Genomic DNA, 14,672 nt, shown 5'->3' with positions numbered 1-14,672 from the left:
GGATCGGGCGGGAGCGATCCTGCCCGACCTGACACCGGCGCTGGACACCCGTCCGCGCCGTGGCTCCTCCCCGGTGGCATCGTGCCGCCGCGAACAGTGAAGAGATTTGCATGAGCACGATCCGTTGCGACATCGTCAGCGCCGAGCAGGAAATCTTCCGGGGTGAAGCGACCCTGGTCGTGGCCACCGGTGAGCTGGGCGAGCTGGGCATCGCGCCCAAGCACGCACCGCTGATCACCCGCCTCAAGCCGGGCAAGGTGGTGGTGACCCAGGCCAATGGCGAGCAGCTGGACTTCTTCATCTCCGGCGGCATCCTGGAAGTGCAGCCGCAGGTGGTCACCGTGCTGGCTGACACGGCCATGCGCGCGCAGGACATCGACGAAGCGGCGGTACGCAAGGCCAAGGAAGAAGCCGAGCGCATGCTGGCCAACCGTGGTGAAGGCATGGAGATCGCCGAGGCCCAGCAGAAGCTGGCCGAAGTGACTGCCCAGCTGCAGGCGCTGGAGCGCCTGCGCAAGAACCTGAAGCACTGAACCTCTGGGCGGATTCGCTGGGTGACGACCGCTGGTCGTCACGCTCCATTTCCGCTGGTTGGTCCGACGCCGGCCCTGGGCCGGCGTTTGTATTTTCCGCGCATTGCCGATGGTGCCGGCCGAACTGTGCGCCGGTTCCTCGTGCTGGCGACCACGGGTGTTCACCCTAGGGGCTCTTTCGTCCGGAAGGCGCGCCATGCCTGTCCTCAGTCACTGCCAGGCAGTGCTTCCTGCCACGTTACTGCCTGCTGCCGCGCAGGCCACTGCGCGGCATGATCGACGAGGTAGACGAAAAGCTGCTTGCGCCATGGCTCGGCATCGCCCGGCGGCGCGGCGCGGCGGGCCGGGCTGCACGAAGACGCATGCGGAAGCGATGAATGACCGCATGCAGGAGGCCCTGGGGCATGCCGCGCGGGTGCGGGCTATGATTGATCTCCGCCGCCCCGAGGCTGGCGGCAGGCGCTGATAAAGCAAGGAGAGCAGGGTGCAGCAGACTATCGGTGCGGTTTCGCTCATCAACCGCTGGAACCGTTCAACCGCGACGCCAGGTTTCGCGTGGTGCGTCATGTGGCTGGTGCTGTGCCTGCCGTGGCTGCTCGGCGTCTGGACGATTCCCTTCGATGCCGTCCAGCAGTTTTTTCCTGCGGTGAGCTTCACCGCCCAGCAGCTGCTGCTGGGGGACGTCGCGTGGTGGAATCCTTACCTGCACGGCGGTTATCCGCAGCTGGCCGACCCGCAGATGATGACCCTGCAGCCGACCGTGGTGCTGCCGATGCTGCTGGCGCCTGCCTCGCTGCACTGGTTCACGGTGGTGATCCTGCTGCATGTGATGGTGGCGGGGATGGGGGCGTTGAAACTTGCGGCAACCCAAGGGTTACAGCGGCTGCCGCAGCTGATGTTCGCACTGGTTTTCCTGTTCGGCGGGGTCGCGGCGGCGCGCCTGCAGCACACCCCGATGATCGTCAGTTACTGCCTGCTGCCTTGGTTGTGGCTGGCACTGGACCAGCTGCGCCATCATCTGCGCTGGCGTCATGCCGTGCTGGCCGGCGTTGTCGGGGGGCTGTGTGCGCTACAGCTGACCCAGGTCACCTACCTGATCGTGCTGGCGTGTGCGGTGTATGCCATCACTGCGATCGCCATGGCGCGCGCCCGGCGCATCCGCCTGTGCCTGCAGCTTGCGACGGTAGGCGCGATGGCAGCGGCGATCAGTGCCCCCCAATGGTTGTCCACGTTCGCATGGCTGGCCCATACCAACCGTGATGGGGTGTCATTGCAGGCCGCCCTGCCGGGCGCCATCCACTGGCAATCGCTGGTTACGTTGCTGTCCGGCAATGTGTTCGAACAGGGACGCGGCGACAGCTGGGCGTTCGGGGACATCACCACCGACTATCTGTACATGGGGGCTGTGCCGTTGGCGGTGTGGCTTGCATGGGGTGGCGCGGTGGTGCGCCGCGATCCGCGCGGCGCGCGCATCGCGCTGGCGGTCTTCGTGCTGGCCGTGCTGTTCGCGCTCGGCGGGGCCACGCCCTTGTTCCCGTGGCTGTTCGGCTGGCTGCCGGGGCTGGACCTGTTCCGCCGCCCGTCGGATGGATTGTTCCTCGCCGTCCCGGCGGCGGCATGGCTGTCCGCGCATGCGCTGCAGTCGGCCCTGCAGCGCGATCCGTTGCGCCCGCACCTGCCATCGCTGCTGGTGGTGGTCATGCTGGCCGTTGCCGGTGCGTGGCTGGTCCTGGGCAGTGGACGCCTGCAGGGGGGGGCGTGGCTGGCAATCAGCGTCGCCATCGGGGCGGTCGCGGTGCGTCAGTTGATACGTCACCGGTCGCCCTCGCGCTGGCTGTTGGGACTGATGCTGCTGGACCTGCTGATGTTCAACGTAAGTACCTCGTTCAACGCGCGCAGCGCCACCCGTCCGGTGATGACCGCAACGCGGCCCGGGCCGGCGCAGAGTGCGTACCAGTTGCTGTCCGCGCAGCACAGCGACGGCCTGCCCGAACGCGCATTGGTCTTCGGCATCGGGCCGTTGACCAACGGCGCGGCCGTCCATGGGCTGGCATTGGCCAATGGCTACAATCCGTTGCTCGACCGCCGGGCCCTGCAGATGCTCGGCATGCCCGGTGATCCGCTCGACAGCGTGCAGCAGAAACCAGAAACGCCATGGACGCCGGACTTCGATGCGCCGCTGTACGATCTGATCGGCGTGCGCTGGGTGCTGGCACCGACGGCGTTCCCGGGTTCGCATGCCTACGACGCCGAACTGCAGGTGATGCAACGTGACAGCATGCTGCCGCGGATGCTCAATCCCACGGCAGTGCGTCGTCATGATGAAGACCTGCCGCCTGCCGCGGCATTCAACCGGACCGACTTCAGCACCACGGTCTGGCTGCCCGGCGATACGCAGGCGGCGTGTGCCGATGCCGATGCGGGCAAGCTGCAGGTGGGCGCAACGGTCTACCGGGCCAGTGGGCTGAGCGTGCAGGTGGACGCGGCCGCGCCGGCGTGGCTGGTGGTCAATGAGGTGACCGCTCCGGGCTGGCAGGCCAGCGTGGATGGGGCGGCAGCACCACTGATGCGCGCCAACGGGCTGTTCCGTGCGGTCTGCGTGCCGGCCGGTCGCCACCAGGTGGCGTTCCGTTTCAGTCCGCTGCAGTTGTGGCGCGACGGACTGGGTCAGCGCCTCGGCCGCTGAGGCGCGTGTGGCGTGAGATTGCCGGTCATGAAGCGGTAGCGCCGAGCCATGCTCGGCGGCATCGTTCAGGCCACGGCCCGCTGTGCTCGCCGAGCATGGCTCGGCGCTACCGATGTGCTGCGCGATGGGTCAGCGGAACACCAGGCGCCGCATCAGCAGGAATGACAGCCCGGCCAGCCCGCCTTCCACCAGCGGCTTGGCCAACCATGCGTAGCGCAGCCCCAGCGCCTGGTCGGCTGCGGCCACCAGCACGGTACTCAGCGCGGTGATTGCGGCCCACAGCGCGATGAAGCGACCGAAGCGCTTCCAGCCCAGCCGCTGCCTTCCGGCATCGGCAAAGGTGTAGCGCCCGTTGAGCCAGAAGCCCAGCAGCATTGCGCAGGCACGCCCGATCACATTGCCCGGCACCACCGGCATGCCCAGCGCGGTGACGGCGACGAACACGCACCAGTCCAGCAGCAGCTGGAGCAGGCCGACGACGAGGTAGTAGCCACCTTGGCGGAGCAGGGTCATGGGCGGTAGATGCAGGATGCGTGAGTCATGTTAACGGCGGCCGTTCTAGAATGTCGCGAAACCATCGCGGACCCTTTTTTCCATGACCCAAGCCCTGCACGTCATCATCCTCGCCGCTGGCGCCGGCAAGCGCATGAAGTCCGTATTGCCGAAGGTGCTGCAGCCGGTGGCGGGGCAACCCATGCTGGCCCATGTGATCGCCACCGCACGCGAGCTGAAGCCGGATGCGATCCACATCGTGTACGGCCATGGCGGTGATGCCGTGCGCGCGCATTTTTCCAGCCAGCCCGATCTGCTGTGGGCCGAGCAGTCGCAGCAGCTGGGCACCGGCCATGCCGTGGCGCAGGCGATGCCGGAGGTGCCGGACGCCGCGCAGGTGCTGGTGTTGTACGGCGACGTGCCGTTGATCCGTGCGCAGACCCTGCGCGAGCTGCTGGACCAGCCGGGCCGACTGGCGGTGCTGGCCGCGGAGATGGACAACCCCACCGGTTACGGGCGCATCGTGCGCGATGCCGAAGGCAAGGTCGGCTCGATCGTGGAGCAGAAGGATGCCAGCGAGGAACACCGCCGCATCCGCACCATCAACACCGGCATCATCACCGCCGAATCCACCGCGCTGCGGCGCTGGCTCTCGCAGCTGTCCAATGCCAATGCACAGGGCGAGTATTACCTGACCGATGTGTTCGCCTTTGCCGCCAACGAATACACCGCAGCGGAGATGAGCCTGGTCGCCGATCCGCAGGACGCCGAAGGCGCCAATGATCCGTGGCAGCTGGCGCAGCTCGAACGTGCCTGGCAGCAGCGCGCCGTGCGTGCACTGTGCGTGCAGGGCGCGCGCGTGCTGGACCCGGCGCGGGTCGATATCCGCGGTGACGTCATCGTCGGCCGTGACGTGCAGATCGACGTCAACGTGATCCTGGAAGGCCGCGTGGAACTCGGTGACGGGGTCAGCATTGGTCCGTTCACCCGGCTCAAGGATGTCACCCTGGGACCGGGCACCACCGTGCTGGCGCACTGCGACGTGGAAGGCGTGGTGACCGAAGGCGCGGCGCAGATCGGGCCGTTCGCGCGGCTGCGCCCGGGTACCGTGCTGGCCGATGGCGTGCACGTGGGCAACTTCGTGGAAACCAAGAAGATCCGCATGGGCGTGGGCAGCAAGGCCAATCACCTGAGCTACCTCGGCGATGCGGTCATCGGCAGCAAGGTCAACATCGGCGCCGGCACCATCACCTGCAACTACGACGGGGTGAACAAGTCGCAGACCACGATCGGCGACAACGCCTTCATCGGCTCCAACAGTTCGCTGGTGGCACCGGTGCTGGTAGGCGAGGGTGCGACCATCGCCGCCGGATCGGTGATCACCCGCACCGCGCCGGATGGCCAGCTGACCGTGGCGCGCAGCCGCCAGCAGGTGATCGAAGGCTGGCAGCGCCCGCAGAAGAAGTCCTGACGTGCCCGCCCCCCGGCAGCGCCGAGGCATGCCCGGCGTCGCCGATCAGTTCTGCGGCAACAGCAACGACACGCACAGCCCGCCTTCGGTGCGGTTCTGCAGCGCGATGCGACCGCCGTGCGCTTCCACGATCTCGCGGGTGAGCGCCAGCCCCAGGCCGGTGCCGTTGCGCTTGGTCGAATAGAACGGGGTCAGGGCGTTCTGCAGCACCGCTTCGTTCATGCCCTTGCCGCGATCCAGTACATCCAGCCGCAGCCATTGCGGCAGGCGCGTGACCTTGACCCGCACATCGTCATTGGGCGGGTCGGACTCAGCGCAGGCTTCGTGTGCGTTCTTGACCAGGTTCAACAACGCCTGGCCGAGCTGGGCGATGTCCACCCGGCTGTGCAGGTCTTCATCCAGCGCGTCCATCTGGAACGGAATCTGCTGCTGCAGGCTGGCCAGGAACGGGGCCCAGTGCACGGTCTGCAACTGCGGCTGCGGCAACTTGGCGAACCGCGCATAGCCCCGGATGAAGCCCTCCAGATGGCGTGCACGGTCTTCGATGGTGGAGAAGATCTCCGGCAGGCGGTCGTAGCGCTCGCGCTTGACCAGTTCACCGCCGGAGTGCGCCAGGGACGCAATGGGAGCCAATGAATTATTGAGCTCGTGGCTGATGACGCGGATGACTTTTTTCCAGGTCTGTACTTCCTGCCGGCGCAGTTCGGCGGTGAGCAGGCGGATCAGCAGCAGGTCGTGCGGCCGTCCATTGAGATGGAAGGCGCGCCGCGAAAGATGATAGATCTGCTCATCTTCCTCGTCTTCGCTGTCCTCTTCGCGCACCGCGAACAGGCTGTCGCCGCCCCGCGAAATCGCATCGCGCAGGGCGATCGGCATCTGTTCCAGCAGTTCGGCCAGGCGCTGGCCTTCCAGCTTGAACCCACCGTGCAGCAGCTTGCGCGCGGCCAGGTTGGAGAACACCACGCGCTGCAGCCCATCGCCGCCGGCGGCCAGCAGCAGCATCGCCACCGGCGTGTTCTGCACCATCGTGTCCAGCAGCAGTTCGCGCTGTACCAGCGCTTGCCGCTGCTCCCGCAGCACGTCGCCCAGTTCGCGGTGCGCCTCCACCAGGTGCCCCAGTTCATCGCGTGCCGGCCAGTGCACGCTGAAGTTGAACTCGCCGTCCTTGTAGCTGCTGACCACGCCGGACAGGGCGCGCATCAGCGAACGCACCGGTGCGATGGCGCGGTTCAGGCTGAACCACATCAACGCCAGCAGCACGATGCCCGACAGGATCGCCACGCCCCAGCCGTGGTCCATCCAGTACGCCAGCAGCCACGGTAGTGCGGCCGCCAGCGCCAGCACCGGCAGCAGGCGCAGGAACAGCTGGAAAGTGAAGGAGCGCTGCCTCATTCGCGTGGAATGCCGAAGCGGTCCATGCGCCGGTACAGCGCCTGCCGGCTCAGCCCGAGTTCGGCGGCGGCCTGGGCAATGATGCCGTGGTTGCTGGCCAGCGCGGTTTCGATGCGCTGGCGGTCGGGGTCGACCGTCGTGCCGGTGCCACGCGGGGCGGCCGGCGCGCGCGGCAGGTTGAGGTCGGCCACGTCGATGCGGTTGCCGATGGCCAGCAGTTCGGCGCGCTGGATCACGTTGCGCAGTTCGCGCACGTTGCCCGGCCACGGGTGGCGCTGCAATGCCGTGCTGGCTGCTGCGGACAGCGGCTTGTCGCCTGCCAGGAAATGTTCGGCCAGCGGCACGATATCGCCGGGCCGCTCGGCCAGCGGTGGCAGCGTCAGCTCGACCGTATTGAGCCGGTAATACAGGTCCTCGCGGAAGCTGCCGTCGCGGATCATCGCGCCCAGATCGGCATTGGTGGCACTGACCACGCGCACCTTGACCTGGCGTTCGCGGTTGGAGCCGAGCCGTTCGAAACGGCCGGTTTCCAGCACGCGCAGCAGCTTCATCTGGCCGCCCAGCGGCAGGTTGCCGATCTCGTCCAGGAACAGCGTGCCGCCGTCGGCGGCTTCGAACTTGCCCTCGCGTGCCTTGTTGGCGCCGGTGTAGGCACCGGCTTCTGCACCGAACAGTTCCGCTTCGATCAGCTCGGCCGGCAGCGCACCACAGTTGACCGTCACGAACGGGCCCTTGGCCACCGCCGAGTTGGCCTGGATGATCTGGGCGATCTTTTCCTTGCCGGCGCCGTTGGGACCGGTGATCAGCACCGGCAGCGTCGACCGCGCGACCTGGCAGGCCAGCGCGATCACCCGTTCGCTGGCCGGATCGGCGAATACCGCACCGCACAGGTCGTAGCGCTGTTCCAGGTCGCTGCGCTGGCGCTGCTCGCGCTGTCGGCGGCGATCCAGCTCGCTGCGCGCTTCGGACAGTTCCAGCAGGTTGTTGACCGTGGTCAGCAGCTTGCGGTCGTCCCAGGGCTTGGGCAGGTAATCGGCCGCGCCGGCCTTCACCAGTTCCACCGCCGTGCCGAGGTGGGTCCACGCGGTCAGCAGGATCACAGGAAGGTCCGGGTGTGCCTCACGGATGCGGGCGAACAGTGCTTCACCTTCTTCGCCGGAGGTGGTGTCCTCGGTGAAGTTCATGTCCTGGATGACCAGGTCCACGGCATGTTCGCGCAGCAGGGCCAGGCCCTGTTCCGGCGACGTCGCCTGCAGGGTGTCGATGTCGTGCAGCGAGAACAGCACGTCCAGCGCAGTGGCCACGCTGGTGTTGTCGTCGATGATCAGGATCGCGGGCATGCGGCAGCTTCTGTTGGCGCCGAGCCGTGCTCGGCGGAACATGGGCGCCGGGCAGGGCACGGCGCCATGGACATCATGGGAGCAGGATATACAAGCCGGGGCGGGTACGCCTCAGCTGCCGCGGGTGGCCACCGCCGGCGGTACCGCCGCGGCGCGCCGGGCCGGGCCGAATACCGCCACCTGGCCCAGCAGCCACAGCAGCACCGCGCCCACCGGCAGGTAGACCAGCGGCATGCGTGGCAGCTCGTAGGTATTCATCAGCGCCAGGTTGATCGCGTAGGCGGCCAGCATGCCCAGCACGATGCCGACCGTGGCCAGCAGGAAGTTCTCGGTCTGGAAGTAGCGCAGGATCTGCCCCCGCGTGGCCCCCAGGGCGCGGCGGATGCCGATCTGCTTGCTGCGCTGCTGCACCCAGAAGCTGGCCAGCCCGACGATGCCCAGTGCGGTCACCACCAGCAGGGCCACGCACACGGTGATCAGCAGGCCGACCATCGCCCGGTCGTTCTTGAAGTAGCTGTCACGCTGCTCTTCGTAGGTGAGTTTCTCGCGCACCAGCCGGTTGGGATCGTTGCGTTCCAGGGCGGCCAGCGCAGCGGTCAGCACCTCCTGGCGGCGCTGCGGATCGGTACGCAGCAGGTACGGGCCTTCGGTGAAGTCGGTCCGCATCGGCAGCAGCAACGACATGTCGGTGTTGTCATCCCAGCCGGTCGGCGTGGCCAGGTAGTCCACGATGCCGACCACGTGCACCGGCTGGGTGCCGATGTAGACCGTCTTGCCAACCGCGGACTGACCCGGGAACAGGCGGTTGGCGGCCGCCTGGCTGAAGATGCCGGAAATCGCCTTGGTGCTGGGGAATTCCTTCATCGCTGCTTCGCGGTCGACGAATTCGCCCGGCTGGAAGTCACGTCCCGCCACCAGGTTCAGGCCGAGCGTGGGCAGGGCATTTTCGTTGACGTTGTACATGGTCGAATGGATGGTCGGCTTCTCCTGCTCCGGCGTCAGCGAGATGCCGCTGTTGGAGGAGCTGGTGCGGAACGGCAGCTGGCTGGCACGGGTCACGCTGGTGACGCCGGGGATCGCACGCAGCGAGGCGATGTCTTCGCGGGTGCGTGCCATGGCATCGGTCTGCTTGCCGATGCCGCTGACCCGCACGACCACCAGTTCTTTTTCGGCCAGGCCGCTGGGCTGGCTGATCTTTTCGATGCGCTGGCTGACCAGGAACAGCGCGTTGCAGACGATGGCGCAGGTCAGCGCGACTTCAAGCACGATCAGCGAGGCGGCGGTCTTGTGCCGGCGCAGGGTGCTGAGGATGGGGCGGATGTCCATGATGATTCCTCGTTGACGTGCTTACTGCGACTTGAGCTGGATGGCCGGGGTGACCTGCATCGCGCGCCACGCCGGCAGCATGCCGGCGGCCAGGCTGGCGAACAGGGTCAGGCCGAGGGCGAGCAGCAGCATGCTGCCGTCCAGATGGGCCAGCTTTGCGTACTCCACCGGCTGCTGGCGCACGGCGTACAGGCCGATCAACGCCAGCCCGATGCCCAGCACGCCGCCGGCCACGCCGACCGCGCCGGCTTCCACCACGCACTGCAGGAAGATCTGGCCACGGCTGGCGCCGAGTGCACGCCGCACGCCGATTTCACCGCTGCGGCGCAGGAACTTGGCCAGCAGCAGGCCGACCGTGTTGATCAGGCACACCACCAGGAAGCCCAGTGCCAGCCAGACCTGCAGGCGCACGTCGCTGGGCACGGCCTTCTTGTAGTCCAGCCATTCCATCACCGTGGACAGGCGGGTGTTGGCCGGGCGCTGGAAGCGTCCCGCCGCGCGCTGCTGGTCGGAGTAGTTGACCAGGTACTGGCGGTAGTCATCGGCCTTGGCCGGGTCCAGTTCAACCCAGAACTGCAGCCACGTGCAGGGTGCGTTGAGGTCCGAACTGGAGCCGGTGGGCGCGGTATCACCGAAACAGTTCATGTTGCCGCTGCTGCCCAGCTTGAGGTCGACCGACGTGGAGAACGGCAGCAGCACGTCTTCTTCCTGCCCATAGGCACTGAAGGACAGGTCGAAGAAGCGCGGTTCGGGCTGCCATGCCTTCAGCACGCCGACCACGCGCAGTGAATGCCCACTGATGGTCAGGTTGCGACCGACACTGTTGGCCCCGTTGAACAGCTTGTCATTGAGCGCCTTGGACAACACCACGACACGACTGCGGCCTTCGTCGTCGGCCGCGGTCCACGGGTTTCCGTACTGGAACGGCACCTCGAACATCGGGAAGAAGTCGGCCGAGGTATAGCGCGAATCCACCGAGAACGGCTTCAGCGTGCTGCCGTCGGGCACGATGGTGGCGCCGCCGGCGGTCATCACCGCCTGGTGCTGTCCGCGCTTCTCGCGCAGCAGCGCTTCGGCATCGAAGCGGGTCATCTGCTCTTCGGGCTCTTCGCCGGGGACGTAGCCCGACTTCGGGCGCGGATCCAGCTGCACGTAGAACAGCCGATCGCTCTTGCCCGGGATCGGATCGCCGGACAGCACGTGGAACACGGTCAGGGTGGTCATCGAGGCGCCGATGCCCAGCGCGATGGCCACCACCATCAACGCGGTCAGCACCTTGTTGCGGCGGAAGCTGCGCAGGGCGAGGCGGACGTAGTAGGCGAACATGGCGGGCCTCACTCGTTGACGGCGGCAATGCGCCGCGCGGTGGCCAGCACCGGCTCGCGCAGCAGGTCGGTGACCTGGCCGTCCACGATGTGCACGTTGCGCTGCGCACGGGCGGCCAGTTCGGGATCGTGGGTCACCATCACGATGGTGGTGCCGGCAGCGTTGATCTCCTCCAGCAGCTCCATCACCCCGCGCGCCATCGTGCTGTCCAGGTTGCCGGTCGGCTCATCGGCCAGCAGCAGGCGCGGGCTGCCGGCCAGTGCACGGGCGATGGCGGCACGCTGCTGCTGGCCGCCGGACAGCTCGCTGGGATAGTGCTTCATGCGCGAACCCAGGCCGACCTGGCTCAGCGCCTTCTCGATGCGCTCGCGGCGCTCGGCTGCGGACATGCCGCGGTAGCGCAGCGGTACGTCGACGTTGTCGAACAGGTTGAGGTCGGGGATCAGGTTGAAGCCCTGGAAGATGAAGCCGATCTTCTGGTTGCGCAGGCGGCTGCGCGCATCGTCGCCCAGCGTGCTCACATCCTGGCCATCGAGCAGGTAGGTGCCGCTGGTGAAGGTCTCCAGCAGGCCGGCGATATTGAGGAAGGTGGTCTTGCCCGAGCCGGACGGACCGGTCACGGCGACGAACTCGCCTTCGTTGACCAGCAGGTCCAGCGAACGCAGGGCATGGGTTTCGACCTGTTCGGTGCGGAACACTTTGGCGACAGCGCGCATCTCAAGCATGGTTCTCTCCAGATTCGGTAAGGGGGGATGTCAGTTGATGGAAACGCGCTCGGCGTCCTTGAACAGGTCGCTGCCGGCGACCACGATGCGATCTCCCGGCTGCACGCCGGACAGGATCTCCACTTCGCCCAGGCTGCTCACGCCCAGCTGCACGGGCCGGCGCACGGCGGTGTTGCCGTCCATGACGTAGGCATTGCCGGTGCCCTGTTCGACGAACGGGCCACGCTCGACCTTCAGCACGTCCTTGCGCGTATCCAGCAGCACGCGCACGGACATGCGCTGGCTCTGGCGCAGACCGGCCGGCTGCTTGTCAGCGAAGCGCACGCGGGCGGTGACCTCGCCGTTGACCACCTCCGGCGACACCGCGCTGATCTCGCCGGCGAACGGCTGGCCACTGCCGCTGGTCAGCTGCGCGGGCATGCCGATCGCCAGGTCGCGGGCAAAGCTTTCCGGCACCTTGATCTCGATTTCGAAGTTGGACAGGTCGACCACGCCCAGCACCGGCGCATTGGCGACCAGGTTGGTGTGCTGCACGGCCTGCACCTGGCCGACCTGACCGTCGAACGGGGCGCGCAGGGTCAGCGCGTCCACCTGGCGCTTGACCTCGGCCACCACCGCACGCTGGCGGTCGGCCAGCAGGCGCTTGTTGCGCGCATCCAGGTCCGCACCCTGGCCCTGCAGGCGGGTGTCGGCCTGGGCGTTCACCAGGTTGATGTCGGCCTTCTTCAAGGCGTCCTGCGCGCGTGCCAGGTCGATCTGCGGCACCGCGCCGCCATCGAAACCGCGCTGGTAGCGCTGCAGGTCGCGTTCGGCGGCCACTTTCTCGATGCCGGCCTGGTCGGTGTCCTTGCGCGACTTGGCGCGGGTCAGGGTGGCATCCAGCGCGGCACGGCTGGATTCGGCTTCCAGCCCGGCAAGGGTGGCCTCTTCCTGGGCCAGCTTGCTGCGCAGTTCCGGGCTGTCGATCAGCGCCAGCTCCTGGCCCTTCTTGACCACGTCACCGGCCACCACCTTCAGGGTCACGGTGCCGGCCGAGATCGCATACAGCACCGGGCTGTTGGCCGCGATCACCCGGCCGTCGGCGGCGATGTCGCGCACCAGGTCGCCGCGCTCCACCTGCGCGATGCGCACCCGGCTGCTGTCGAACGAACGGCTGGCGTTGAGCCAGCCATGCACGGCGAAGGCAATGCCGGCCAGCACCAGCAGCGCGGCGAGCGCGGGCCAGCGGTAGCGGCGCCAGGTGCTGGCGGCCGAACCGGGCGTGGACGTGGAAACGATCTGGTCCTGGGCGGAAGTGTCGCGGATCATCGAAGGGCCTGGGTGGTCGGACTGCCGGTAATGAAGCAGGGAGCGTGCCAACTTCCCCTTCCTTTACGATCAAGCAGTTGCGTTGTCCGCACGGGTGTCCGTGTGTCCGCGGACACCCATGCGGACACTTTCGTTAAGCGGCCAGACGGCCCGGACGGACACCCACGCTAGAATGTGGACATCAACACCAAGGGATGCGGGTCTATGTGCGGAATCGTGGGTGCGATCGCTGATCGCGATGTGGTGCCGGTGCTCATCGAAGGCCTGAAGCGGCTGGAATACCGGGGCTACGATTCGTCGGGCATCGCGGTGCTGGAACAGGGCGCGCAGCCGGACATCCGCCGCGTACGTCGTACCGGCCGCGTCTCGGAGATGGCCAGCGCCGCCGATGCCGAAGGCTTCAACAGCGTGCTCGGCATCGGGCACACCCGCTGGGCGACCCACGGCGGGGTCACCGAAGCCAACGCCCACCCGCACATCAGCGCCGGCGTGGCGCTGGTGCACAACGGCATCATCGAAAACCACGAAGAACAGCGCGAGAAGCTGCGTGCGCTCGGCTACGTGTTCGAATCGCAGACCGATACCGAAGTCATCGCGCACCTGATGCACCATCACCTGAAGGGCGGTGACAGCCTGCTGTCGGCCTTGCAGCGCACGGTCAAGGAACTGACCGGCGCCTACGCATTGGCAGTGATGAGCCGTGCCGAGCCGGATCATTTCGTCTGCGCACGCATGGGCTGCCCGTTGCTGGTCGGCCTGGGCGACGGCGAGAACTTCGTCGCCTCGGACGTCTCGGCGATCATTTCCTCCACGCGCCGGGTGATCTTCCTGGAAGAGGGCGATACCGCCGACGTGCGCCGCGATGGCGTGCAGGTGTACGACGCGCACGACCAGCCGATCGATCGCGGCGTGCACCTGTCCGATGTCTCGCTGGCCTCGCTGGAACTCGGTCCGTACCGTCATTTCATGCAGAAGGAAGTGCACGAGCAGCCGCGCGCGCTGGGCGATACCATCGAAGCGGCGATCGACGCCGGCGGCTTCCCGGCCGAACTGTTCGGCAGGAACGCCGAGGCGGTGCTGTCGGGCATCACCGGGGTGCAGATCCTGGCCTGTGGCACCAGCTACTACGCCGGCATGACCGCGCGTTACTGGATCGAATCGATCGCCGGCCTGCCGTGCAACGTGGAGATCGCCAGCGAATACCGCTACCGCGCTGCGTACGCCGATCCGAAGCACCTGGTGGTCACCCTTTCCCAGTCCGGCGAAACGCTGGATACGATGGAGGCGCTCAAGTACGCCAAGTCACTGGGACACCTGCATACGCTCTCCATCTGCAACGTGCCGGAAAGCGCGATCCCACGTGCCAGCGAACTGGTCTGCTACACCCGCGCCGGTGCCGAAATCGGCGTGGCCTCGACCAAGGCGTTCACGACCCAGCTGGCGGCGCTCTTCCAGCTGACCGTGGTGCTGGGCAAGCTGCATGGCCGGGTTGATGCCACCCGGGAAGCGGACTACCTGGAGCAGCTGCGCTTCCTGCCGGGCAGCGTGCAGCACGCGCTGAACATGGAACCGCAGATCGCCGCATGGGCCGAGCGCTTCGCGCGCAAGAGCAGCGCGCTGTTCCTGGGCCGTGGCCTGCATTACCCGATCGCGTTGGAAGGCGCGCTCAAGCTGAAGGAAATCACCTATATCCACGCCGAGGCCTACCCGGCCGGCGAGCTCAAGCACGGCCCGCTGGCGCTGGTGGACGAGGACATGCCGGTGGTGGTGATCGCGCCCAACGACAGCCTGCTGGAGAAGGTGAAATCCAACATGCAGGAAGTACGCGCGCGGGGCGGAGAGCTGTTCGTGTTCGCCGACCAGGACAGCAACTTCGTCGAATCCGAAGGCGTGCACGTGATCCGTACCCCTCGCCACGCTGGCGTGCTGAGCCCGATCGTGCACACCATTCCGGTGCAGTTGCTGGCGTACCACACCGCCCTGGCACGCGGCACCGACGTGGACAAGCCACGCAACCTGGCCAAGAGCGTAACGGTCGAGTAACCCCCCCCCCGAAAAAGGGAACGGGGGGCG

Annotated in this window: 11 protein-coding genes; 4 read left to right on the top strand and 7 right to left on the bottom strand. The window is 67.1% G+C overall.

The window, feature by feature from the left end:
* The first annotated feature begins 110 nt into the window (after positions 1 to 110).
* Together ABB28_RS07760 and ABB28_RS07755 are read left to right on the top strand one after the other, a co-directional pair.
* Positions 111 to 533: a F0F1 ATP synthase subunit epsilon gene (locus ABB28_RS07760; protein WP_057508089.1), complete on the top strand. Its 423-nt coding sequence runs from the start codon at positions 111 to 113 to the stop codon at positions 531 to 533.
* 484 nt (positions 534 to 1,017) lie between these two features.
* The gene (locus ABB28_RS07755; protein ID WP_245625310.1) at positions 1,018 to 3,219 is read left to right on the top strand and encodes a YfhO family protein; all 2,202 of its coding nucleotides are present in this window, start codon (positions 1,018 to 1,020) and stop codon (positions 3,217 to 3,219) included.
* A gap of 129 nt (positions 3,220 to 3,348) precedes the next feature.
* Here the strand turns inward: ABB28_RS07755 and ABB28_RS07750 are convergent, their stop codons facing one another.
* Positions 3,349 to 3,732: a GtrA family protein gene (locus ABB28_RS07750; RefSeq protein ID WP_057508088.1), complete on the bottom strand. Its 384-nt coding sequence runs from the start codon at positions 3,730 to 3,732 to the stop codon at positions 3,349 to 3,351.
* 82 nt (positions 3,733 to 3,814) lie between these two features.
* On the opposite strand from ABB28_RS07750, the gene glmU reads away from it, so the two are divergent.
* On the top strand, positions 3,815 to 5,182 hold the full coding sequence (glmU, locus tag ABB28_RS07745) for a bifunctional UDP-N-acetylglucosamine diphosphorylase/glucosamine-1-phosphate N-acetyltransferase GlmU (protein ID WP_057508087.1): 1,368 nt from the start codon (positions 3,815 to 3,817) through the stop codon (positions 5,180 to 5,182).
* A 45-nt stretch (positions 5,183 to 5,227) separates the two neighbouring features.
* On the opposite strand, the gene ABB28_RS07740 is transcribed toward glmU, so the two are convergent.
* From ABB28_RS07740 to ABB28_RS07715, 6 genes are all read right to left on the bottom strand, one after another.
* Positions 5,228 to 6,574, bottom strand: coding sequence for a sensor histidine kinase (locus ABB28_RS07740; RefSeq protein ID WP_057508086.1), 1,347 nt, complete (start codon positions 6,572 to 6,574; stop codon positions 5,228 to 5,230).
* Positions 6,571 to 7,914: a sigma-54-dependent transcriptional regulator gene (locus tag ABB28_RS07735; RefSeq protein ID WP_057508085.1), complete on the bottom strand. Its 1,344-nt coding sequence runs from the start codon at positions 7,912 to 7,914 to the stop codon at positions 6,571 to 6,573. Before ABB28_RS07735 ends, ABB28_RS07740 begins: the two co-directional genes overlap by 4 nt.
* Positions 7,915 to 8,025: 111 nt before the next feature.
* The gene (locus ABB28_RS07730) at positions 8,026 to 9,240 is read right to left on the bottom strand and encodes an ABC transporter permease (RefSeq protein ID WP_057508084.1); all 1,215 of its coding nucleotides are present in this window, start codon (positions 9,238 to 9,240) and stop codon (positions 8,026 to 8,028) included.
* 21 nt (positions 9,241 to 9,261) lie between these two features.
* Positions 9,262 to 10,566 (bottom strand): ABC transporter permease, encoded by a 1,305-nt coding sequence (locus ABB28_RS07725; protein ID WP_057508083.1) that lies wholly within the window; start codon positions 10,564 to 10,566, stop codon positions 9,262 to 9,264.
* Positions 10,567 to 10,574: 8 nt separating this feature from the next.
* On the bottom strand, positions 10,575 to 11,291 hold the full coding sequence (locus tag ABB28_RS07720) for an ABC transporter ATP-binding protein (protein WP_057508082.1): 717 nt from the start codon (positions 11,289 to 11,291) through the stop codon (positions 10,575 to 10,577).
* A 30-nt stretch (positions 11,292 to 11,321) separates the two neighbouring features.
* Entirely contained in the window at positions 11,322 to 12,599 is a 1,278-nt protein-coding gene (locus ABB28_RS07715) for an efflux RND transporter periplasmic adaptor subunit (RefSeq protein ID WP_057508081.1), read from the bottom strand.
* A gap of 204 nt (positions 12,600 to 12,803) precedes the next feature.
* Here ABB28_RS07715 and glmS point away from each other — a divergent pair, with 204 nt between their 5' ends.
* The gene (glmS, locus tag ABB28_RS07710; RefSeq protein WP_057508080.1) at positions 12,804 to 14,642 is read left to right on the top strand and encodes a glutamine--fructose-6-phosphate transaminase (isomerizing); all 1,839 of its coding nucleotides are present in this window, start codon (positions 12,804 to 12,806) and stop codon (positions 14,640 to 14,642) included.
* Positions 14,643 to 14,672: the final 30 nt, after the last annotated feature.

Source organism: Stenotrophomonas chelatiphaga (assembly GCF_001431535.1).
GTDB lineage: Bacteria > Pseudomonadota > Gammaproteobacteria > Xanthomonadales > Xanthomonadaceae > Stenotrophomonas > Stenotrophomonas chelatiphaga.
The sequence above is the reverse complement of the archived record's forward strand: the minus strand, read 5'-3'. Positions and strand labels throughout refer to the sequence as shown.

Bases quoted from the DNA above. Each gene is read 5' to 3' on its own strand.
- ABB28_RS07740 (WP_057508086.1), bottom strand. From the start codon at position 6,574: ATGAGGCAGCGCTCCTTCACTTTCCAGCTGTTCCTGCGCCTGCTGCCG.
- glmU (WP_057508087.1), top strand. From the start codon at position 3,815: ATGACCCAAGCCCTGCACGTCATCATCCTCGCCGCTGGCGCCGGCAAG.
- ABB28_RS07750 (WP_057508088.1), bottom strand. From the start codon at position 3,732: ATGACCCTGCTCCGCCAAGGTGGCTACTACCTCGTCGTCGGCCTGCTC.
- ABB28_RS07715 (WP_057508081.1), bottom strand. From the start codon at position 12,599: ATGATCCGCGACACTTCCGCCCAGGACCAGATCGTTTCCACGTCCACG.
- ABB28_RS07730 (WP_057508084.1), bottom strand. From the start codon at position 9,240: ATGGACATCCGCCCCATCCTCAGCACCCTGCGCCGGCACAAGACCGCC.
- ABB28_RS07725 (WP_057508083.1), bottom strand. From the start codon at position 10,566: ATGTTCGCCTACTACGTCCGCCTCGCCCTGCGCAGCTTCCGCCGCAAC.
- ABB28_RS07720 (WP_057508082.1), bottom strand. From the start codon at position 11,291: ATGCTTGAGATGCGCGCTGTCGCCAAAGTGTTCCGCACCGAACAGGTC.
- ABB28_RS07760 (WP_057508089.1), top strand. From the start codon at position 111: ATGAGCACGATCCGTTGCGACATCGTCAGCGCCGAGCAGGAAATCTTC.
- glmS (WP_057508080.1), top strand. From the start codon at position 12,804: ATGTGCGGAATCGTGGGTGCGATCGCTGATCGCGATGTGGTGCCGGTG.
- ABB28_RS07735 (WP_057508085.1), bottom strand. From the start codon at position 7,914: ATGCCCGCGATCCTGATCATCGACGACAACACCAGCGTGGCCACTGCG.